This window comes from Serratia sp. YWN4, assembly GCF_055790845.1.
In genome coordinates this window covers 2,660,719-2,681,677 of sequence record NZ_CM147696.1, presented here as the reverse complement: position 1 = coordinate 2,681,677, position 20,959 = coordinate 2,660,719, and the positions used below count along the sequence as shown (strand labels likewise).

The 20,959-nt window shown below is 52.4% G+C and carries 18 protein-coding genes; 7 read left to right on the top strand and 11 right to left on the bottom strand.

Annotation, left to right across the window (positions count from 1 at the left end; translation table 11 throughout):
* Window positions 1–164 precede the first annotated feature (164 nt).
* Window positions 165–1,535, top strand: coding sequence for a cytochrome c peroxidase (locus tag ACX9GT_RS12795; RefSeq protein WP_473191576.1), 1,371 nt, complete (start codon window positions 165–167; stop codon window positions 1,533–1,535).
* Between the two features lie 122 nt (window positions 1,536–1,657).
* Here ACX9GT_RS12795 and bioD read toward each other — a convergent pair whose 3' ends face one another.
* The 3 genes from bioD to ACX9GT_RS12780 form a co-directional block, all read right to left on the bottom strand.
* Window positions 1,658–2,338 carry a dethiobiotin synthase gene (gene bioD, locus ACX9GT_RS12790; protein ID WP_473191405.1) on the bottom strand — a complete coding sequence of 227 codons (681 nt, stop codon included), beginning with the start codon at window positions 2,336–2,338 and terminating at the stop codon, window positions 1,658–1,660.
* Between the two features lie 163 nt (window positions 2,339–2,501).
* Window positions 2,502–3,719: a sugar metabolism global transcriptional regulator Mlc gene (mlc, locus tag ACX9GT_RS12785; protein WP_473191404.1), complete on the bottom strand. Its 1,218-nt coding sequence runs from the start codon at window positions 3,717–3,719 to the stop codon at window positions 2,502–2,504.
* Window positions 3,720–3,858: 139 nt separating this feature from the next.
* Complete coding sequence (locus tag ACX9GT_RS12780; protein WP_473191403.1) at window positions 3,859–4,758, bottom strand: LysR family transcriptional regulator; 900 nt, start codon at window positions 4,756–4,758, stop codon at window positions 3,859–3,861.
* A gap of 114 nt (window positions 4,759–4,872) precedes the next feature.
* Between ACX9GT_RS12780 and ACX9GT_RS12775 the strand changes: the two genes are divergently transcribed.
* Together ACX9GT_RS12775 and tus are read left to right on the top strand one after the other, a co-directional pair.
* A complete protein-coding gene (locus tag ACX9GT_RS12775; protein WP_473191402.1) occupies window positions 4,873–6,168 on the top strand; it encodes an MFS transporter in 1,296 nt (431 codons plus the stop codon).
* A gap of 123 nt (window positions 6,169–6,291) precedes the next feature.
* Complete coding sequence (gene tus / locus ACX9GT_RS12770) at window positions 6,292–7,227, top strand: DNA replication terminus site-binding protein (RefSeq protein WP_473191401.1); 936 nt, start codon at window positions 6,292–6,294, stop codon at window positions 7,225–7,227.
* Here the strand turns inward: tus and ACX9GT_RS12765 are convergent.
* The 4 genes from ACX9GT_RS12765 to ACX9GT_RS12750 all read right to left on the bottom strand — a co-directional run bounded on the left by ACX9GT_RS12765 (window position 7,224) and on the right by ACX9GT_RS12750 (window position 12,893).
* Complete coding sequence (locus ACX9GT_RS12765) at window positions 7,224–7,592, bottom strand: VOC family protein (RefSeq protein WP_473191400.1); 369 nt, start codon at window positions 7,590–7,592, stop codon at window positions 7,224–7,226. The two genes, tus and ACX9GT_RS12765, sit on opposite strands and share 4 nt — an antisense overlap.
* Before the next feature lie 87 nt (window positions 7,593–7,679).
* A complete protein-coding gene (locus ACX9GT_RS12760; protein ID WP_473191399.1) occupies window positions 7,680–8,369 on the bottom strand; it encodes a helix-turn-helix transcriptional regulator in 690 nt (229 codons plus the stop codon).
* 100 nt (window positions 8,370–8,469) lie between these two features.
* Window positions 8,470–11,769, bottom strand: coding sequence for a sialate O-acetylesterase (locus ACX9GT_RS12755; protein ID WP_473191398.1), 3,300 nt, complete (start codon window positions 11,767–11,769; stop codon window positions 8,470–8,472).
* Between the two features lie 209 nt (window positions 11,770–11,978).
* Window positions 11,979–12,893, bottom strand: a complete 915-nt coding sequence (locus ACX9GT_RS12750; RefSeq protein ID WP_473191397.1) for a LysR family transcriptional regulator — start codon at window positions 12,891–12,893, stop codon at window positions 11,979–11,981.
* Window positions 12,894–12,994: 101 nt separating this feature from the next.
* On the opposite strand from ACX9GT_RS12750, the gene ACX9GT_RS12745 reads away from it, so the two are divergent.
* Window positions 12,995–13,273: a hypothetical protein gene (locus ACX9GT_RS12745; protein ID WP_473191396.1), complete on the top strand. Its 279-nt coding sequence runs from the start codon at window positions 12,995–12,997 to the stop codon at window positions 13,271–13,273.
* Window positions 13,274–13,326: 53 nt separating this feature from the next.
* On the opposite strand, the gene fumC is transcribed toward ACX9GT_RS12745, so the two are convergent.
* Window positions 13,327–14,724: a class II fumarate hydratase gene (gene fumC, locus ACX9GT_RS12740; protein ID WP_473191395.1), complete on the bottom strand. Its 1,398-nt coding sequence runs from the start codon at window positions 14,722–14,724 to the stop codon at window positions 13,327–13,329.
* Window positions 14,725–14,895: 171 nt separating this feature from the next.
* On the opposite strand from fumC, the gene manA reads away from it, so the two are divergent.
* Together manA and ACX9GT_RS12730 are read left to right on the top strand one after the other, a co-directional pair.
* Complete coding sequence (gene manA, locus ACX9GT_RS12735; RefSeq protein WP_473191394.1) at window positions 14,896–16,074, top strand: mannose-6-phosphate isomerase; 1,179 nt, start codon at window positions 14,896–14,898, stop codon at window positions 16,072–16,074.
* 141 nt (window positions 16,075–16,215) lie between these two features.
* Window positions 16,216–17,751, top strand: a complete 1,536-nt coding sequence (locus tag ACX9GT_RS12730) for a YdgA family protein (protein WP_473191393.1) — start codon at window positions 16,216–16,218, stop codon at window positions 17,749–17,751.
* Window positions 17,752–17,795: 44 nt separating this feature from the next.
* Here ACX9GT_RS12730 and ACX9GT_RS12725 read toward each other — a convergent pair whose 3' ends face one another.
* Window positions 17,796–18,944 (bottom strand): serine hydrolase domain-containing protein, encoded by a 1,149-nt coding sequence (locus tag ACX9GT_RS12725; protein WP_473191392.1) that lies wholly within the window; start codon window positions 18,942–18,944, stop codon window positions 17,796–17,798.
* Window positions 18,945–19,044: 100 nt separating this feature from the next.
* On the opposite strand from ACX9GT_RS12725, the gene ACX9GT_RS12720 reads away from it, so the two are divergent.
* Window positions 19,045–19,962, top strand: a complete 918-nt coding sequence (locus ACX9GT_RS12720) for a LysR family transcriptional regulator (protein WP_473191391.1) — start codon at window positions 19,045–19,047, stop codon at window positions 19,960–19,962.
* Between the two features lie 30 nt (window positions 19,963–19,992).
* Here the strand turns inward: ACX9GT_RS12720 and ACX9GT_RS12715 are convergent, their stop codons facing one another.
* The gene (locus ACX9GT_RS12715) at window positions 19,993–20,640 is read right to left on the bottom strand and encodes an SdpI family protein (protein ID WP_473191390.1); all 648 of its coding nucleotides are present in this window, start codon (window positions 20,638–20,640) and stop codon (window positions 19,993–19,995) included.
* Window positions 20,637–20,915, bottom strand: coding sequence for an autorepressor SdpR family transcription factor (locus tag ACX9GT_RS12710; protein ID WP_473191389.1), 279 nt, complete (start codon window positions 20,913–20,915; stop codon window positions 20,637–20,639). The genes ACX9GT_RS12715 and ACX9GT_RS12710 overlap by 4 nt, the downstream gene beginning before the upstream one ends.
* Window positions 20,916–20,959: the final 44 nt, after the last annotated feature.

The window sequence follows — 20,959 nt, the reverse complement described above, 5'->3', positions numbered from 1 at the left end:
TCATCGTTAAAACCTATCCGAACAATAGTTAAGAGCTATTAAAGTATTTGATTTCAGTCAAGCTGTAATGTTCTTCGATGTGGCAACCTCGGTTGCCCGTTTTTTCATCAGCATGATCGGGTGTCGGGCAATTTGGAAGCTAAACTCATTGGAGCGAGATCATGATTAAAAAAGTTATTTTGGGATGTGCCGTCGTGGCCGTCGTCGGTTATTTGGGATTTGTCGGTTATATCTATCATTACGATCAGCAACGTGCGCCTGCGGTTGCTGACAACAGAATCGATACTCTGTTAACCCGTTACGGATGTGACTATTGCCACACGGCTTCAGCGAAATTGCCCTTCTATGCCGAGCTGCCGATCGCTAAACAGCTAATGGAATATGATATCAGGACCGGTAGCAGGCAATTTACTCTTGATGCCACGCGTACTGCCCTACAGCAAAAAACCGCCGTACCAGAAGCCGATCTGGCCAAGCTGGAATTTGTACTGAAAAACCAAACCATGCCGCCAGCGCTTTACAACGTGATGCACTGGTCTGGCAACGTTAGCGAAAATGACCGGCAGGAACTGCTCAGTTGGATTCGTCAGCAACGTGAGCAACATTATGCTCACCCTGGCACTCCAGCGGAATTGCGCGGTGCTGCACTGCAACCGTTGCCGGAATCGCTGCCGACCAACCCTCAGAAAGTCGCGCTGGGCTTCCGGTTGTTCCACGATCCACGGCTCTCAAAAGATAACAGCATCTCCTGCGCACACTGCCATCAACTGGGTGCCGGGGGTGTCGATGGCCGTGTGTCTTCGCTTGGGGTGAATAACCAACCAGGCCCAATCAATGCGCCAACGGTGTTCAATGCCGCGTTCAACATCGCACAATTCTGGGATGGTCGTGCAAAAGACCTGCAAGCACAGGCAGGTGGCCCGCCAATGAACCCGATCGAAATGGCCTCAGGTTCCTGGGACGATATCATCGGTAAACTGGAAAAAGATGCGCAGTTGAAAGCCGACTTCAAACGGGTGTATGCCAACGGTTTTACCGGCGATAACATCACCGATGCGATTGCCGAGTTTGAAAAAACCCTGATCACGCCAAACAGCCCGTTTGACCGCTATCTGAAAGGGGATGAAAGCGCCCTGACCGCCCAACAGAAACACGGCTATCAGTTGTTCCAGCAGAACAAATGCGGCACCTGCCATACCGGGGTTAACCTGGGCGGCCAGTCTTACGAACTTATGGGCGTCAAAGCGGATTATTTTGCCACGCGTGGTAAGCCTACCGACGTTGATCTTGGGCGTTACAATGTCACGAAAAATGAAGCGGACCGTAATCGCTTTAAAACGCCAACGTTGCGTAATATCGGCCAGACCGCGCCTTATTTCCATGACGGCAGCGTCAACACGCTTAACCAGGCGGTGAAAGATATGTTGAAATATCAGGTCGGCGTTACTCTGCCAGATAGCGACGTCAACGACTTGGTGGCCTTGCTGGAAAGCATGAGCGGCAAATATCAGCCTGCCACCCCACCCGCCAGTTAACCCTTTCTTTACCACACCAGTGGTTCGGTAAAGATTCACTGGTTTTCAGGTGGGCAGATAAGCACCATGCCCACCTGAAATTTTTCTTATGATTCCTCAACGTTACGCGCGCAGTGAGGCTATCACAACGCGTAGCGATCCATCAGGCTGGAGATATCCAGATATTGCGCCAGTTCGCGCTGTTCAGCGCGTGGTAAATAGGGGATCTCACCCAACAGCGGCGCGGGGATGCGTTGCTGCAACGCATCGATGGTTTCAGCATAGTGCGCTAAACCGGGGTTGATACGGTTGGCGACCCAGCCCAGTAATGGTAAGCCATCGTTAAGAATCGATTGTGCCGTCAGCAACGCATGGCTGACACAGCCCAGCTTGATGCCTACCACCAGGATCACCGGCAACTGTTCCTGCACCACCCATTCAGAATAAGGGCGCAGATCGTTCATCAACACGCGCCAACCGCCACTGCCCTCGACCACCACGGTATCGGCCTTGGTAGCAAGGTGCTGCAACCCACGGCTCATCACGCTGTAATCGATATCCTGTGTGGCATGGGCGTGGAATACTTCATCCAGACAGGTTATCGGGTTAACTTCTTCATAAGACAAAGGCATAGTGGACGAAGCTTGCAGAACCAAAGCGTCTTTATTTCGAATGCCTTCGCTGGTTTCCTGACAACGCGCCGCTATGGGCTTATACCCCGCCGCTGAGCGGCCCTGTGCAGCAAATGCCTGCAACAATCCGCGGGAAACCACGGTTTTACCTACGTCGGTATCCGTGCCTGTAACAAATAAACGCTTTAACATGAATAGATTGCCCTGAAATGCTCCGTTAACAAAAAGATCGCCGCCGATCGCGGCGCGAGTAGCCTGACAGGGAAAAGTCTAGGGGATGCGAACTTGCAGGGGCTTGAGGTAGCTCAATATTTTGTCGGTAAACATTAAGAAATTCTGATAGGAGGAATTTACATTAGCCCTGTAACAGTTTCACCAGCAGCGAACCGTTGTATAACGCATCTTTCACCAGCGCAGCACCCGGCATGGTGCCCTGATTGAAAAACTGAGTGGATTCAACCTGCACATGCTCGCTGTATGCGGGCAGAGATTGCTGGCGGATACAGGAGGCAATCGCCGGATGAAGGATCTCAGCGGCTCGATTCAATGGTGAACCCACCAGGATTTTTTCTGGATTAAACAGGTTGACCATGATCGCCACAATGCGCCCGACGCTATGCCCGACGCCAAGAATGATATCTTTGGCTAATTGATCCCCGGCCAGCGCCGCATCGCACAGGGATTCGACGGTCAAGGGCGCGCCATGCAGCAATGAAGTCATTGAGCCCCCCAAGCGTTGTTGGGCGATTTCCAGCATGTTTTCAATACTGGCTACCGTTTCCAGGCAACCGTGATTACCGCAATAGCAGCGTTTACCGTAAGGATCGACCTGGGTATGGCCAATTTCCACTACGCTGCGGCTACCGGCATGCAGCACGCGGCCATTGGTGATCACACCAGCACCGACGTTATGATCAATCACCACCTGAATCACATTCATGCTACCGCGCGAAGCGCCATACAACGCTTCCGCCATGGTCCAGGCGCAAATATCATGTTGCAGATAGACCGGTAACCCGGTGAGCGTTGCCAACGCCGGGCCGAGCGCCATTTCTTCCACATCGTAGAACGGCATGCGGTGAACGACGCCAGACGCGGTATCGATCATGCCGGGCAAGGTGATGGCGATCGCGGTTAAACGTTCCAGTTTGCTTTGATGACGAATAAAAAAGCGGTCTATTTCACCCACGATGCGTTGCAGTAAAGGGTCAGGGTGTTCAGCATCGAGCGGCAGCAGTTCTTCTACCACCATTTTGCTGCTGAGATCGCGCAGCGCCAGCGTAATGGTGCCACGGCTGATACGAGCAGAAAGGTAATGCCAGGCTTCGGTGTCCAACACCAGCCCGACCGCCGGGCGGCCACGGCTGCCAATTTCCTGATATTCGGTTTCTTTAACCAGATGGGCTTCGAGCAGTTCACGCACAATCTTGGTGATACTGGCGGGCGCAAGCTGTGCGCGCTTCGATAATTCGATGCGCGAAATAGGCCCCAGCTGATCAATCAGCCGGTAAACTGCCCCTGCATTGGTTTGCTTGATTTGATCAATATGCCCAGGCTGCCCATCCGCAATCACAAACCTGCTCCTACTATTTTTCGCGCTTCTAAATAAAGACTAAGGGCTATGGTGGGGCTTTTGGAATACAGCGTCAACTATTTGATTCGTTATGTGATTAACAGCACAAATTCACTGACATTTAGCCCGGAAGAGCGTCTTATTTGTGCAGATTCAGCATTAGCTCCATCAAGGTTTGGGCCGCAACAGTGATTGGGCGGTTACGGTGATGCACCAGCCAGACTTCGGTCATCGCCTCTGGTTCAGCCAGCGGCAGATAGGTGACGCCATCAATTTTAACTCGGCCAAATGACGTCGGCAGGATAGAAATCCCCAGCCCAGCAGCCACCAGGCCGATAATCGTCATTGCCTCGCCCACTTCCTGAGTAATGTAAGGAGCGACTCCGGCATTCGCCAACAGCGCCAGAATTTCGTCGTACAGCGCCGTACCGACCTCACGGGAAAAGAAGACGAACGGTTCCTGCGCCAAATCGGTGAAACGCAGCGTTCCAGGTGCAACATGAGTGAGCGGGTGACCATTCGGCACCACCGCCAGCAACGGCTCGCGCAGCAGCAACTGATGCTGGAGCGCATCCGGTAAACGGGTGTTACGCATGACCCCCAGATCCAGCGCACCGTTCAGCAAAGGCTCGAGCTGCTGTTTGGTATTGATCTCACGCATTTTGATATGCACATTCGGCGACAACTGACGGAACGCCCGCAGGCTGCGTGACACCAGGCTGATAAACGGCGCGGAAGAGGTAAAGCCAATCGTCAACTCACCGATCTCACCGCGCTCAAGCCGAGCGGCCCTTTCTGCCGCACGATTAACCTGATCGAGCACCTGATAGGCCTCCTTGAGAAACATCTCTCCGGCCTGAGTCAGCCCGACGTTGCGGTTATTCCGCGCCAACAAACGTGCGCCGACCATCTCTTCCAGCGCTTGGATCTGCTGGCTCAGTGGTGGCTGGGACATGCGCAGCCGCTCCGCCGCGCGGCCAAAGTGCAATTCCTCTGCGACAGCGACAAAATAGCGCAGGTGTCTGAGCTCGATACTCATATCTTTAAAGTCTCAATCATAATGATTAATATATTAGACAAAAAACTGCCCTCTCCCTATCATTTTGTGATTCAAGACGTGTTTTTGTTCTTCCGAACCCGGTAAGGAAATGCTGTGACAACCCCTACGCGTTCGGCGGCCACCACACCGCTAACGCTGAGTTCCCATGATGCTGCCAGTGCAGAGCCCAAAACCAGGCGCTCAGCGCTGAATAAACACCCCTTTATTGAACGTGGCACCTCGCAGTTTACGCGCGTCACCTTGGCCCTATTTTCTGCCGGACTGGCCACTTTTGCCTTGTTGTACTGTGTGCAACCGATCTTGCCGGTACTTTCGCAGGACTTTGGCATCTCCCCCGCCGAAAGCAGCCTTTCGCTTTCCTTTTCTACCGGATTATTGGCGATCGGCCTGATGTTCACCGGCCCGTTGTCCGATGCCGTTGGCCGCAAACCGGTGATGGTCGTGGCCTTGTTATTGGCGGCGATCTGTACGCTAATTTGCGCGTTTATGACCAGTTGGCACAGCATTCTGCTGATGCGCGCCCTGATTGGCCTTTCATTGAGTGGCGTGGCAGCGGTTGGCATGACCTATCTGAGTGAAGAGATTCACCCCAGCGTTGTCGCCTTTTCAATGGGGCTGTACATCAGTGGTAACTCTATTGGCGGGATGAGCGGGCGTTTGGTGACCGGGGTGCTGACCGATTTCTTCTCATGGCGCATTGCGTTGGCGGTCATTGGGCTGTTTGCGCTGGCCGCAGCTTTCATGTTCTGGCGTATTCTGCCGGCATCGAAACATTTTCGTGCCAGTTCGCTGCGCCCACATACTCTGCTGATCAACTTTAGGCTGCACTGGCATGATAAAGGACTACCGCTGCTGTTCGCCGAAGGTTTCCTGCTGATGGGCAGTTTTATCACTATGTTCAACTACATTGGTTATCGCTTGTTGAACGATCCCTATCATCTCAGCCAGGCCGCCGTTGGGCTGCTGTCGGTGGTTTATCTCACCGGTTCGTACAGCTCACCGAAGGCTGGCTCCCTGACGACCCGCTTCGGGCGCGGGCCGGTGTTGCTGGTTTCAATTCTGATTATGCTGGCAGGGATTCTGATCACCACGCTGGCACCGCTCACGGCGATCTTTATCGGCATGATGCTGTTTACCACCGGATTCTTTGCTGCCCACTCGGTTGCCAGCAGTTGGATCGGCCGCCGCGCACGTCGCGCCAAGGGCCAGGCTTCGTCACTGTATCTGTTCTGTTATTATGTCGGTTCCAGCGTGGCCGGAACCTTGGGTGGCGTGTTCTGGCACAGTTTTGGCTGGGGTGGCGTGGTAACCTTTATCAGCGCTATGCTGCTGTTGGCCCTGTTGGTAGCCCTCCACCTGAAAAAACTGCCGGAAGCCGCCCGTATTTAGGGAATATGGTTATATCTTCCCTGCCAGGCTTGAACCACTCAGAGTTAAATATTGTAAGGGGCCGAAGTTGCCCTTTCTTTGTTTTAACTCACAATGTATGTTGTAACTAAAATCGGAGGTGTGATGGATAAATATAACCTTATTGGCAGAATGAATACGTGTTTTACCGAATTGGAACAGGCGTTGGCGGCACTCCACCAGCAGATCCTGCCGCTACATTTAGTCGCTGCGCGGGTTTTTAGCCTACCGGAAATCGAGAAAGGTAAAGAACATGCAGCGGTAGAGCAAATCAGCGTAACGCAGCATGTTGGCCAAGCGGCGCGCGATCTGGCACTGGAACACTACCAGCGATTATTTATCCACCATAACCTGCCGCACGTCAGTAGCAAAGCAGCGGTACGCCTGCCCGGTGTGATCTGCCTGGCGGTTGATAATGCCGAATACCTCGCCTTGCAGCAGCAAATTGCGCTGATCAATCGCCTTAAAGCCGAGCTGGAACAGATCATCACCGTTGAGTCCGGTTTATCTCCTGAACAACGCTTCGACTTTGTGCATACCCGCCTACACGGCTTAATCACCCTCAACGCCTATCGCTCGCTGACATTACTGACGAATCCTGATTCCGTGCGTTTCGGCTGGGCCAACAAGCACATCATCAAGAACGTGAAGCGGGACGATGTTGTTACACAGTTGGAAAAAAGCCTGAAAGCCGGGCGTGCCGTGCCGCCTTTGGATCGCGAGCAATGGGCCGAATTGGTCAGCCGCGAAATTGATGATGTCAGCCGCCTGCCGCAAAATGCAGTGTTGAAAATCAAACGGCCGGTGAAGGTTCAGCCGATCGCTCGAGTGTGGTATCAGCAGCAGCAAAAACAGGTGCAACACCCCTGCCCGCTGCCGCTGATAGCCCTATGCCAGCTGGAAGCCGGGGCTAAGGTGCCAAAAATGGGTGAGTTACCTAATTACGACGCGGCAACGGTGAAGCATAAATACAAACCGGATGCTCAACCGTTGCGATTATTGGTAAAACGCCTGCACCTCTACACCAACATCCCAGATTAGCCGTAAAACTTATAAACACGCAGACGATGCCCATCAAGATCTTCAGCCACAAAGGTATAACCGAAATCCATCTCTACCGGATGCTGCGCGATCGTCAATCCTTTGGCCTGCCATTGTTGGCAGAGTGCATCCACCTGTTCCGTCTGCTCGCACAGGAAACTGATCTCCGCCCCACCGCCAACGGCCTTCGCGGCGGGCTCCACGGTGTGCTTTGACCACATCGCCAGCTTGAAGCCATTACTAAAGACAAACATCGCAAAGGTCGGTGACTTTTCAACGGGAGCTACCCCCAACAGTTGCTGATAGAAGTCGGCGCTTTTTTCCGGGCTATCCACATAAATGATGGTCATGCTTGGCGTTATCATGTTCTCTCCTGGTAATGAAAGGAACCTCAATGTTCCCGATAACTAAAGCCTAACCTGCCCGACTGTCAGTTTCTGGCAGTAGCCCCGTTACCTTGAGCAAATCCCTTCGGTTTCGCGCCACGCTTTCATTAATGCGCGGCGGCCACGCGGATAGCGTTGCGGTAACTGCGTCAGCGTGCGGATGCGATCGAGGCGGAAATGACGGAATGAAGCACGCAGTTCGCACCAGGCTATCAACACCTGCACCTGTTCAAAGTAGCCCATGGCAAACGGCCAAAGAGTACGTTCGCTGACGTTGCCCGCCTGATCCTGATATTCCACACTGATCTTGCGTTCAAGGCGGATCATTTCACGGATCAACACTCGGGTTTCATCGGCCACCTTGACCTCTTCCACTGGGCCGATCAGCAAGGTGTTAGCGTCGAGTTCTTCCCGCAATTCATTGGGTAACACTGCACCAATCTTTGCCAGCGCATTGGTCGCGGCCTTTGCCAACTGGCTGTCGCCCCTGCGCTCCACCCAACGCATCCCCAGCACCAGCGCTTCAGTCTCTGGTTGTGAAAACATCAGCGGCGGCAGCATAAACCCTGGCCGCAATACGTAGCCGACCCCTGCTTCGCCGGCAATATCGGCGCCCTGCTGCTGCAACGTAGCGATATCGCGATACAGCGTGCGCATACTGATCCCCAATTCTTGCGCCAGAGCATGCCCTGCCAGCGGATAGCGGTGGCGACGCAGGATCTGCATCAGATCAAGCAGGCGTTGGGTTCGGGACATGTTTTATCCCCATTGATAGGGTTTGAAATGTGTGGCCAAGGGTAGCAAAAATAAGCCAGACAACAAGGGCAAAAGCCCCTGTTGTCATTGGATGAAGGGATCAGAAAATAAACAGGCTTTCTTCAATCTTGCTGATTGCAACTCCGCGCAGGGTAATCTGGCTATCCAAATAAGACACCACCGTGTCGTTATTCACCGCCTTGAAGTGCAGATCGTCAAAGCTCACCGTAGAATCGGTGAACATAATCTTGTCTTCTTTGACATTGAAGTCACCAATAATGTCCTTACCCGCGCTCCCGCTGAAGATGAACAGATCGCTGCCCGCGTAGCCATACAAGGTATCATCACCGAGCCCGCCGATAATGGTGTCAATTCCCTGCGTGCCGTAGACCGTATCATTACCCGCACCGGCGTCGATATAGTTCACTTTATCGTTGTCATTACTGCGGTCGAGATCATAGGCAAAAATAATGTCATTGCCCCCGCCGGACTCGATGATGTTATTCCCACCGTACGCATAAATGGTGTCATTCCCGTTCCCGGTCACGATATGGTCATCTGCCCTGCTGGTGTGGATCACATTATTGCCATTACCGGTTTGGATCATGGTTTGATCGCCACTGCCCGCACGGCGATCTACAGCCGTATCAATGTAGTTATTACCATTCCCCGTTTGGACGACATCAATAGCGCCACCGTAGGTATAGATACGTTTATCACCGTCGCCAGTGATGACCAGATCGCTACTGTATGATGTGTAAATCGAGTCTCGTCCATTACCGGTGACTACCTGCTTGGTAGCTCCCAGATCGTCGTTACGGTTGCTGGCATAAGCATAAATATTGTGATCGCCGTTGCCGACACGGATAACGTCGTTGCCACCGTAGGTATAAATCTGCAAATTACCATTACCAGCGGTAATAGTGTCATGGCTGGCTCCGGTCAATAGGGTGCTATTGCCATTACCGAGGCTGATAGAGGCCAAGGTGTTGCCACCGGCAGTTCTGCTAGCCGCCGTATCGATATAGTTATTGCCGTCTCCAGTGATAATCATGTCATCACCACCGTAGGTACGAATCGTATTATTCCCCGCACCGGCATCAATCAGATCGTTGCTGGCACCGGTGTAGATCACATCGTTACCGCTGCCGGTGATAACTTTGACGGTATTGCCCGCCCCTTCGCTGCGGTTTCTGGCTGTATCAATATTGTTGTTACCATTACCGGTAATAATGCTGTCATTACCACCGTAGGTACGGATGATTTTATTACCGTTCCCTACCATGATTTTGTCATTGCCGTAGGAAGCATCGATCACATCACGGCCATTGCCGCTGATGATGGTCTTGGTGACATTGATATCGTCATTACGGTTAGTGGCATAAGCCGCAATAATATTATTGCCGTTACCCACCTTGATACTGTCTGTTCCGCCATAGGAATAAATACGCTTATCCCCATCACCACCCACGATGATGTCGTCGCTGTCCGAGGTTTCGATATAGTCATTGCCATCACCACTGTTGATCTGCTTAGTGAAGCCTTTGTCCTGCTGGCGGTTATTGGAGGCGGCATAAATGGTGTCATTACCTGCACCAGCAATGATCTCATCATTACCACCGTAACTGCGCACGGTATTATTGCCTTCCCCCAGATCGATAAAGTCGTTCCCTTTGGCACCATAGACCGTATCGTTGCCCTCGCCAGCATAGATGATGTGACGAGCATCGGCATCGTCCGTATTACCGTTTTTGGCGGCATAGATAATGTCATTACCTGCACCGGCAAAAATAATCTCGCTGCCCTTATTGCCATAAATAATGTCATTACCTTCATAGCCGTAGATAATGTCGTTCTGTTCGCTGCCGTTCAGTACGTTATTGTATTGATTACCATAAATAGTGGTATGTTCTCCGGCAGAGCCTTGCCCGTAGATCACCAGTTGCAATTGGGCCTGGTCGGTTAACGCGGTTTCATCGCTGATCTGATAGTCGATGGCGATCCGTACTGACTCACCAAAGGCTAAACCGGCATAGGCGCCCTGATGTTCAAAGATGTATTGCCCATCGGCGAAGATCTTGATGCGCCCACCTTGCTCCAGGCTAATCCATTCGCCAACGGCATCCGTGCGATTGTCAACGGCGGAAACCTGGATCACCTGCGGGTTATAGTCGCGATCATTGAGCAGAACGTTGCCGACATCTTCGGTCAGACCTGGGATCACGGTTACGCGATCGTCATTGGCCTCTGGGGCAACTGGCCGCAGCCACAGCGGGATATATCCGGTGATATCTTCCTGTGAAACCGGGCTACCCATCAGATCTTTCAAGAAGTTGACGGCAAACTGATACCCCATGTAGGAATATCCTTCCGCATCAAAGTGTACCAGCCCGTTAGACGATTTCTGGAAGTGCTGCATGCTGAAAAACTCAATACGATCAGAAGCATTAGCCGCCTGCTGTAGCTCGGCCTCGATCTGTGGCCCGCCCTGGTAAGGAGAAGTCCCACTCGCCACCAATTTGAGATCTTCCATGGCAAATTCGTTTTGCATGCGAGCAAGTAAAGTGAGCAGTTTCTGATCGTAGTCACTGTGTCGGCCGTAATCATTTTCCCCCTGAGTCCAACCAACGCCACCGATAAAGGGCGCATATCCCTGATCGGCAATCGCCTGTGATGCCTTGAGGGTGTTGGTAAAAATGCGGGTGAGCATGTCGCCGTTCAGCCAACGATCGATAGAAGTACCGCCAGCCGTGACCTTGGTGAAATAAACTTCTGAGCCTAATGCCTGTGTCAGGTTGACACCAAGAGACAATTCCGAGCCCGCCCACGTATTGGCTGACCCAGCACCGAATTCCAACGGGTGGGTATTTTTATTCGGCGTCAGGCTCTCAAACTGGCTGCCGGTCCAGATTTTTACCTGCTCCTGTACGCCGCGCAGTTCAGGATCAAAATCAGCCACGTCTTCCCAACCCGCCATGTTCGACTGGCCAGACAACACGAAGTTATAGCGTGTTTCTGCAATAATCCCCGCATTGTTCACTCCACCGCTGGCGGTTACCCCTACCACGGCAGGGCCTTCGGTATGCATATTGGTGCCAACCACGGCGTTATATTTTGATATGCCGTTAAGCAGCGCGCCGCCCGAGCCAGGGGCGGTATAGTTCTCTGTGGTGACCCCATCCGTGTGATACACCACTGCGCTGGCACCTTCGCCTAAAATATACTGGTTTTTGAACAGCGCCACGCCAGACGTTTGAATTGCCCCAGCGGAATTCAACAGAACAATAATGCTATTTTCGCCACCAGCATAAACAGCGGTAGCCAGATCCATGGGATTATTCTCGGTTCCCAGCGCGTTTTTAGTGCCATTGGCACTCACATAGATCACATTTAACGACATAATTCCCTCTACATCACGGTTGATATTATCTTGTTTCAGGCCCTGTTCATCAGGCCTGAAAGCGCGGGAACAATACCGAGTCAAAATTGTGATTGGCGAATATAGAGGATGGTGAGCGTTTTTTCACCGGCTTAGAGGTAAATAAGTAGTATCTTAAATAAACCCGAGATGAAAATTAAGAATATGTAAATTTCCAGCAAGAAAATCGCCTATGGCAACTCATGTTTAAGAAGGCAGGATTCCTGTTGCATCAACTGTTGAACAAAGTCTGCAAAAGCACGCGCTTTTGCAGAAACCAAGTGACCACCAGGAAACACCGCCCACAACTCCAGTAGTGGCAGTTGCCATTCCGGTAAAATGGCCACCACAGTGCCGTTACGCAGTTCGGTACGGAACATTCCCTCACAGGCCACCGTTGCGCCAAATCCAGCCATCACCATTTCGCGCACGCACTCCGCAGCACTGACCCTAACTCGGCCGTGCAACTGGATCTCCTGTTGCTGCTGATGATGCCTGAATACATACTGTTCTATTCCCCCAGATCGCCGATGGATAACCATTTCATGCTGCGCCAGATCACGCGGAGTTTTAGGCATGCCTGCTGCGGCAAAATACGCGGGCGTGCCCATAACCGATTGCTTTGCCATACCCAACTTACGGGCAGTAAACGAAGAGTCCTGCAAATTGCCGATGCGCAGAGCGATATCAATACCCTCTTCAACCAACCCTAAATTGCCTTCATCCAATAGCAAATCTATTTCCAACGTGGGATGGGCATACAGGAATCGCGTAAGATCGGGTAACTCGATCAGCCGGGCAAATACGGCGGCCGAAGCAACGCGTAAGCGCCCGCTCAGTGGTTTTCCCACACCACAAATGGCGGACTCGGTTTCCGCCACATCTTCCAGAATACGTTTCACCCGTAAATAAAACTGTTGCCCGGCTTCTGTAGGTTGCAGGCCGTGGGTGGAACGTAACAATAAGCGTGACTGCAATTGCTGTTCCAACCGGGCAATGGCTTTAGATACAGCCGGTTGCCCCACATTCAGCCGCCGGGCAGCAGCGGAGAAAGATCCTGCCTCGTACACGCTGATATAAGTATTAAAGTCAGTAAATTTATCCATCACGCCATTCCTGATTGGAATAACTATTAGTCATATTTTCAATCTACCCTCATAGCCATGGAATAGACAAACTGCTGGCATTGCATTTTTATACCGAGGACATGATGAAACTTCAGGATCAACTTGATGCCTTCAAAGCCGATTTCGAAGCGGGCAAGCTCGATTTTAACCCTCCAGCCTGGATACTCGCCCTGTTGCGCCGTGGCAACGATGAGCTAATACCAATCTGGCGGATTTTAATGGTGTTGACGATTGGGCATTGCCAATGCCCGCGCGCTTTGTCATTGCACCATCCGGTAAAATTGTCTACGCGCAGGTTAGCCCTGATTACACTCAGCGCGCGGATCCACTGGAGTTACTGCCAGAGTTGGAACGGTTGAGGTGAAACAGACAACAGGCGCAGCACAGGCCGCGACTGAAATATTAAGGCAGGTTATTTCTTCATACTCCCCACCATATCTTCTGGCCGTACCCATTTATCAAACTGCTGCTCAGTGAGGTACCCCAGCTTTAACGCGGCAGCTTTCAGCGTCAGCCCCTGTTGGTGGGCATGTTTGGCGATTTCTGCCGCCTTGTCGTAGCCGATGTGCGGATTCAGTGCGGTCACCAACATCAGCGATTCATTCAACAACTGGCTGATACGATCGCGATTCGGTTCAATCCCCACCGCACAGTGCTCGTTGAAACTGCTCATGCCGTCTGCCAACAGGCGGACAGATTGCAGATAGTTGTGGATCACCAGCGGGCGGAAGACGTTCAGTTCAAAATTACCGGAAGCACCGCCGATATTCACCGCCACATCATTGCCCAACACCTGCGCGCATAGCATGGTCATGGCTTCACACTGCGTCGGATTAACTTTGCCCGGCATGATCGAACTGCCCGGCTCATTTTCCGGAATGGAGAGCTCACCAATCCCACAGCGCGGACCAGAAGCCAGCCAACGCACATCGTTGGCGATCTTCATCAGCGATGCCGCCAACCCTTTCAACGCGCCGTGCCCATGTACCAAGGCGTCGCAGCCTGCCAAGGCTTCAAACTTGTTGGGCGCCGTGACAAAAGGTTGCCCGGTCAGATCTGCCAACGCTTTCGCCACCCGTACCGCATACTCGGGATGCGTGTTCAGCCCGGTACCCACCGCCGTGCCCCCCAAAGCCAGTTCACAAATATGCGGGATGCTGGCTTCAAGATGTTTGAGATTGTGTTCCAGCATCGCCACCCAGCCAGAAATTTCCTGCCCCAGCGTCAGCGGTGTGGCATCTTGCAAGTGGGTTCGGCCGATTTTGACGATATCGTGAAAAGCTACGGCTTTACTGTTCAGCGTTTGGTGCAACAGTTTCAGTTGAGGGATCAGATGTTCACGCAGTGCGAGCACTGCCGCCACATGCATAGCGGTGGGGAAAACGTCGTTCGAACTCTGGCTTTTATTCACATCGTCGTTAGGGTGTACCCAGCGCCCCTCACCGCGTTCGCCTCCCAGTAACTCACTGGCCCGGTTGGCCAGCACTTCGTTGATGTTCATGTTGGTCTGGGTACCGGAACCGGTTTGCCAGACAGACAACGGAAACTCGTTTGAGTGTTGATCGGCCAGCACTTCATCAGCCGCCTGGATAATGGCGTTGCCCCGCTCGGCAGGTAGCAGCCCTAAATCCATATTGACGCTGGCGGCGGCACGTTTGGTCATAGCCAACGCGTGAATCAGCGCTGGCGGCATTTTCTCTGAGGATATGCGGAAATGCTCCAGCGAACGCTGGGTTTGCGCTCCCCAGAGTTGATTGGCCGGTACTTCGATCGGGCCCATAGAGTCTTTCTCAATGCGAATGCCTGCCATTACGGTCTCCTTAGCACAATCCCTAAAGGTTAAGGGGTATCATCAGTATAGCGAGATAATAATTATTCGCATTAAGCACTTGGCCGCAGGGCATTTTTAGCTATCTCTGCTTGCATGCACCTTGGCCACATTGTTTACTTAGGCAATTTCCTTTAGAAGCAGGTAGTAATCATGCAAAAAATGACCAATGCGGTACAGAATTACGCCTGGGGTAGCGCTGATGCGTTAACCCAGCTTTACGGTATCGCCAATCCAAGCGGCAAACCAATGGCAGAGCTGTGGATGGGGGCTCACCCGAAAAGCAGCTCCCAGATAACCACTGCCGACGGAGCGCTGCGCTCATTGCGTGATGTGATTGATGAAGACCAGCCGAGGCAACTGGGTACCAAAGTGGCACAGCGCTTTGGCGGACTGCCGTTCCTGTTTAAGGTGCTGTGTGCCGATCAACCGTTATCCATTCAGGTTCACCCGAGCAAGAGCGCCGCAGAAGCCGGTTTTGCCAAAGAGAATGCGGCCGGTATCGCGCTCGATGCCGCAGAGCGCAACTACAAAGATCCCAACCACAAGCCAGAACTGGTGTTTGCTCTAACGCCGTTCCTGGCGATGAACGGTTTCCGTGAGCTTGCCGACATTGTTTCCCTGTTGCAGCCAATCGCCAGTGCACATCACGATATCGCCACCTTCCTGCAACAGCCGGATACCGCTCACCTTGCCACCCTGTTTGCCAGCCTGTTAGGCATGAGTGGCCAACAGAAAGCTCGGGCCTTGGGCGTGCTGAAAGCGGCCCTGAACAACCAACAGGGCGAACCCTGGGATACCCTGCGCTTTATCGCCGGTTTTTATCCGGAGGATAACGGCCTGTTCTCACCACTGCTGCTCAACGTGGTCAAACTGGCACCGGGCGAAGCCATGTTCCTGTACGCCGAAACCCCACATGCCTACCTGAACGGCGTAGCGCTGGAGGTGATGGCCAATTCGGACAACGTACTGCGCGCGGGGCTGACGCCCAAATTCATCGATATTCCCGAATTGCTGGCTAATCTGCAATTTCGCCCACAACCGGCGTCCGGCTTGCTGACTCAGCCAGAAAAACGCGGTAACGAGCTGTTCTTCCCGATCCCGGTCGAGGATTTTGCCTTCTCTTTGCACGATCTTTCCGCCTCCGCGCAGCCGCTGGCGCAAAACAGCGCCGCCATTGTGTTCTGCGTAGCCGGTGAAGCGACCCTGGAAAAACAGGGGCAACAGGTGGTATTGCAACCGGGTGAGTCCTGCTTTATCGCCGCTTTTGAGTCACCGGTTCAGGTCAGCGGAACCGGCCGTATAGCCCGTGTTTATAATATCTTGGCTTAATCACCTGTAAAATTAAGCAAATTAGTTGCTAAGATGAGTCCGTTACCTCCACAATTAAACGCCTGCGGGCGTTTTTTTGCAGGTCCAACTTGCCCATCCATCTATGCGAAATAGGTGGCTAAAGAAAGGATGAACAGAACTATGAAAAAATCGTTAGTCGCTGTCAGCGTCATTGTGGTTCTTGGCGCGGCATGGACCGGAGCCTCCTGGTATACCGGTAAGCTGATCGAACAACGGATGAGTGAGATGGTGGATAACGCCAACAGCCAGTTGAAAGCTTATCTGCCGAATGCTGGGGTTAAACTGAGCTATGAAAATTATCAGCGCGGGATTTTCAGCAGCCATGTGCGCTACGTACTGCGCTCTGATGGCACCATTAAAACCGATAATGGGTTCTTGAAAGCAGGTGAAGAGTTGGCACTGCTTGAAACCGTCGATCATGGCCCGTTCCCGCTTGCCCAGTTGAAAAGATTCAACCTGATCCCAAGCCTGGCGTCGATCCATACCGAACTGGAAAACACGCCGCCAGTCAAACCACTGTTTGAGATCACCAAAGGCAAATCCCTGTTCACCGCTGATTCACGCATTGCTTACAGTGGTGATACCTCTTCGGCGATCGACGTGATCCCGGTGGAATTCCAGAAAGACAAATCCACGCTGAAATTCAGTGGCGCCACCATCAATGCTGACGTGGGTCGTGACCTGAAAACCATCGTACTGGATGGCAACAGTGACAGCACCGTGATCAGCGGCCCAGGCCAATCGGGCCTGATTGAGCAGGTCACGCTGCAAGGTCTGACGTTGAACAGCAATACCCACAAAGGCCAGTTTGATCTCAGCCTGGGTGACCAGAAACTGGGGCTGAAACAGCTGAAGGTCGCCGTTGACGGTAAAGATGTGGTAGCGATGGAAGGTTTAAACCTGGCCAGCCAATTCGATGAGAAAGACACCAAGCTGAATGGTCAGTTTGATTACACGCTGGATGCCGTCAAAATCCAGGGTAACGATTTCGGTTCCGGCAAGCTGTTGCTGAAGATCGATAATCTGGATGGTAAATGGCTGAAAGAGTTCGCCACACGCTACAATCAAGAAGCCATGGCCCTGTTGCAACAGTCTGAAGCGCTGGATCCGCTGGCCTATCAGCAACAAACCACCGAAATGCTGATCAAGAACCTGCCACTGTTGCTGAAAGGCAACCCAACCATCAGCATCGCGCCGTTGAGCTGGAAAAACAGCAAAGGTGAAAGTACCTTTACGCTGAATCTGGATCTGACCGATCCAACGCAGGCCGGTTCTTCAGCCGTCGCCCCCGATCAGTTGCTGGCACAATCCGTGAAAAAACTGGACGCAGTGCTGACTATCCCGGTGGCGATGGCAACAGAAACGGTTACGCAAGCAATCACACTACAGGGGCACTCTGCCGAAGAAGCACAAAAGGCAGCGCAACAGCAAATACAGAGCCTGGCGGCCATGGGCCAGATGTTCAAGCTCACCACGCTGAAAGATGATGTGATCGGCACGACCTTCCGCTACGCCGATAATCAGGTTGAACTGAACGGTAACAAGATGTCGCTGCAAGATTTCGTTGGTCTGTTCGGCATGATGGGCAGCCCGGCTGAAGAAGAAAGCGCACCGGCACAGGATGCCGCGCCGGAACAACCCACTCTGGGGCAGTAAAAAGTAACACCAGAGGCCGACCTTATTGGCCTCTGGTGTATCAACTAATCACCCATCCCATAAACTGCATCACGAATCTGTGCCGGATATAAACCGCACATTCCTTCAAATGCCGTATTGGTCAACGCTACCACGCTCAGTTGAGCGACCGGATCATAAAACCAGCTATGCCCATACACGCCGCCCCACTGCATAGTGCCGTTATGCTGTGGCGTCGCCGCCAGCGCAGCATCCACCAATATTGCCCCACCGAAACCGAACCCCCAGCCCGGCCCTTGAGTCTCTGCTTCGGCCCCGACGTGCGGCATACGCATTAGCTTGGCCGTTTCTGGCTGCAAGATCCCCTCGCAACCATGGCGCAACACCTCTACCAGCCGCAATACATCATCAGCATCCCCAACCATGCCAGCGCCTGCGGAAGGATAAACATAGCGGTCAAAAGCACGGGAAGGCGCCAGCTCCAGATCAACAATACCCTGATCGGATAAGCTGAGCAGAATACCGTTATGCATCGGTAGCGGGTGCGGTTCTGCGTTGTAATATGCAATAGCCAGGTTACTGGGCTCCTCCGCATAGAAACCGGTATTACGCAGCTCCAAAGGTTCACTGACCGATTGCGCGAACAGCGCTGGCAGCGGCATTCCTGCCACTTTTTCCAGCACCGCCCCCAGCACATCGATGGCCAGTGAGTAATTGAATGTGCTCCCCGGTTCAGCTTGTAGCGACGCATCGGCCAACCGATACAGGTTTTGCTCCAACGTCAACGCAGACATTTCCATACCGTCCTGAATGCCTAAACGGTGATAAGGCCCGTCCGCAGGCTGCTTAAAGCGGTAATCCAGGCCAGCAGTGTGGGTCAATAAATGGCGGATGCGGATCTCCGGCTGCCGCCCATCGGGCAACGCGGGGGTAAACCAGGGCAACCAGCGGCTTACCGGCTCATCAAGATTGAGCCGTTGCTGCTCCACCATGCGCATCGCCGCCAGCGTGATATAAGGTTTGGAAACCGAAGACAGCCGGAACTGGCTACTACGCCGCATCGGGCGCTGCTGTTCCCGATCGGCATAACCACTGGCTCCGGCGTAAATCACCGCACCTCGGTGCGCCACCAGCACCACACTGCCCACGATGCGACCTTCGGCGATCGCCTGTTGGTTCACTGCTTCTATCCGTTGTGCTAACGCCTGATCCATTCCCGTTCTCCTTTTAAGGTAATGAAATCAGTCTAAGGTTTTCGTCATTAAATAAAATAAGCTAAAATTTAATGAATTATTAAGCAGGAATTACTGATAGATGAGTTCGTTACTGCAATTGCTCCCGTTTTTTGAAGCTGTCGCCAGATTGGGGAGTTTTACCCAGGCGGCCAATCATCTAGGTGTCACTCCTCCTGCCGTTTCACAGAATATCCAAGCATTGGAGGCTCGCTTGGGGATACGCCTGTTCAACCGTACCAGCCGTTCTGTCAAACTGAGTGATGAAGGCCGGGCGTTTTATGAAAAAGTGGTGCCTGCCATGAGCCAGATTGACATAGCAGCAGAAGACGCACGCACTCTGCATGGTAAACCTGCGGGCCTATTGCGCATCACCCTGCCACAGTTGGCCGCATCCATGCTGGTGATGCCGCATCTGGCAGAGTTCCAGGCGCGATACCCGGAGGTGCAATTGGAATTGTTTACTGACGATCGTTTTTCTGATCTGGTGTTGGACAATTTTGACGCAGGCATTCGTATGTATCAAATGTTGCAAAAGGATATGGTTGCCGTGCCTATCGATAACGGCCTACAGTATGTGATCGTTGCATCGCCAGGCTATCTGGCACGACATGGTCAACCGACTACGCCACAAGATCTACAACAGCATGATTGCTTACGTTATCGTTTTCCCAGCAGCGGCAAACTTTCCCCCTGGTATTTCAAATGCGACGGAGAACACTTCACGTTAGAAGTTAGCGGGCGATTAATCTTCAACGAAAATCGTTTAATTAAGGACGCTGCGATAGCAGGGTTGGGTATTACCCAACGCTTCCGCAACGCGGTACAGCCCGAACTGAAAACTGGGCGACTGGTGGAAATCCTGCAAAACTATGTCAGTGATATCCCTGGCTTCTTTATTTACTTTCCCACTGGACGACATATGCCGCTCAAGTTACGGGTATTTATTGACTTTATGCGCGAAAAACGCGCACAACAAATCACGCCGATCCGCGTTTGATCAGCGTGGGTGGCAGGTGGCGGTAATCGCTTAGTCCTGATTTAACGCATTCAGTCGTTTGTAATAAACCAGAGAAAATACGGTAACAATAACAACCCAACTGCTGGCCAGGACAAGAAGGATCCATGCATTGGCACCGATAAATACCGCGATAAGGCCAAGCAAACCGCTGGCCACCATCACTCGTGCAGAAAGACGGTGGGTGGCGTACCAGACTCGCTCGCTGGCCAAAGTCCACGGCGTTTTAATCCCTATAAAGAAATTGCGTTTAACTTTACCCATTGGGTTGCCCAGCAGGATTAATAGCATGAATACGCCGACATAGATCGTGCGTTGTATTTCTAACGTGTCCGTCAATATTGCATGCAGCACTACGGCGTAAAAAAGACCAAATATACCGACGAGCACAACGATAAAGTAGGAATACGTCGCCTTGAAGGAGGCGAGTCCAAAGCGTTTGGGCGAGAGCCAAGGCGTGCATAGTCCAAGAATTAACATCATACCCATGAGTCCCGGCCCCAGTAGATATAACATAGCGCGCGGACCATATTTGTCGGGCATGCCATCAAAATTCCAGTGCACTGGAATCGATGCAGGCAGGTCAGGGTAGTATATCAGTGTGGCCATTGCGGCTGCTACGATCAGTAACACGCAAACAAGGATATGTATTTTTTTCATATGTTTCCTTTATCTTTGGTTCGGCATGTTAGCTCCATCGCCCATGCAACCATATCTTGTAGTACCGTCGTATTAAGGCCGTACCAGATAGTCTGCCCGTCACGCCTCCGCGTGATTAGATCCGCATTGACCAACACAGAAAAGTGATGGGACATCGTTGACTTGGTCATATTGAAGTGATGGGCTAATTCACCGGCCGTTAACTCCTGGTGGCGCAGCAGGTGTAAGATTTCCCGGCGCGTAGGATCCGCAATGGCCTTAAAGACGTCGTTCATAAATTTTATAGCCCATCTTATTTCGATATGTATCTAATTATATA

What these genes read in the sequence shown, in the direction of transcription:
- ACX9GT_RS12760 (WP_473191399.1), bottom strand. Translation starts at nt 8,369, where the DNA reads ATGTCCCGAACCCAACGCCTGCTTGATCTGATGCAGATCCTGCGTCGC.
- bioD (WP_473191405.1), bottom strand. Translation starts at nt 2,338, where the DNA reads ATGTTAAAGCGTTTATTTGTTACAGGCACGGATACCGACGTAGGTAAA.
- ACX9GT_RS12720 (WP_473191391.1), top strand. Translation starts at nt 19,045, where the DNA reads ATGAGTTCGTTACTGCAATTGCTCCCGTTTTTTGAAGCTGTCGCCAGA.
- ACX9GT_RS12780 (WP_473191403.1), bottom strand. Translation starts at nt 4,758, where the DNA reads ATGAGTATCGAGCTCAGACACCTGCGCTATTTTGTCGCTGTCGCAGAG.
- ACX9GT_RS12765 (WP_473191400.1), bottom strand. Translation starts at nt 7,592, where the DNA reads ATGATAACGCCAAGCATGACCATCATTTATGTGGATAGCCCGGAAAAA.
- ACX9GT_RS12730 (WP_473191393.1), top strand. Translation starts at nt 16,216, where the DNA reads ATGAAAAAATCGTTAGTCGCTGTCAGCGTCATTGTGGTTCTTGGCGCG.
- manA (WP_473191394.1), top strand. Translation starts at nt 14,896, where the DNA reads ATGCAAAAAATGACCAATGCGGTACAGAATTACGCCTGGGGTAGCGCT.
- fumC (WP_473191395.1), bottom strand. Translation starts at nt 14,724, where the DNA reads ATGGCAGGCATTCGCATTGAGAAAGACTCTATGGGCCCGATCGAAGTA.
- ACX9GT_RS12745 (WP_473191396.1), top strand. Translation starts at nt 12,995, where the DNA reads ATGATGAAACTTCAGGATCAACTTGATGCCTTCAAAGCCGATTTCGAA.
- tus (WP_473191401.1), top strand. Translation starts at nt 6,292, where the DNA reads ATGGATAAATATAACCTTATTGGCAGAATGAATACGTGTTTTACCGAA.
- ACX9GT_RS12715 (WP_473191390.1), bottom strand. Translation starts at nt 20,640, where the DNA reads ATGAAAAAAATACATATCCTTGTTTGCGTGTTACTGATCGTAGCAGCC.
- ACX9GT_RS12725 (WP_473191392.1), bottom strand. Translation starts at nt 18,944, where the DNA reads ATGGATCAGGCGTTAGCACAACGGATAGAAGCAGTGAACCAACAGGCG.
- ACX9GT_RS12750 (WP_473191397.1), bottom strand. Translation starts at nt 12,893, where the DNA reads ATGGATAAATTTACTGACTTTAATACTTATATCAGCGTGTACGAGGCA.
- ACX9GT_RS12710 (WP_473191389.1), bottom strand. Translation starts at nt 20,915, where the DNA reads ATGAACGACGTCTTTAAGGCCATTGCGGATCCTACGCGCCGGGAAATC.
- ACX9GT_RS12755 (WP_473191398.1), bottom strand. Translation starts at nt 11,769, where the DNA reads ATGTCGTTAAATGTGATCTATGTGAGTGCCAATGGCACTAAAAACGCG.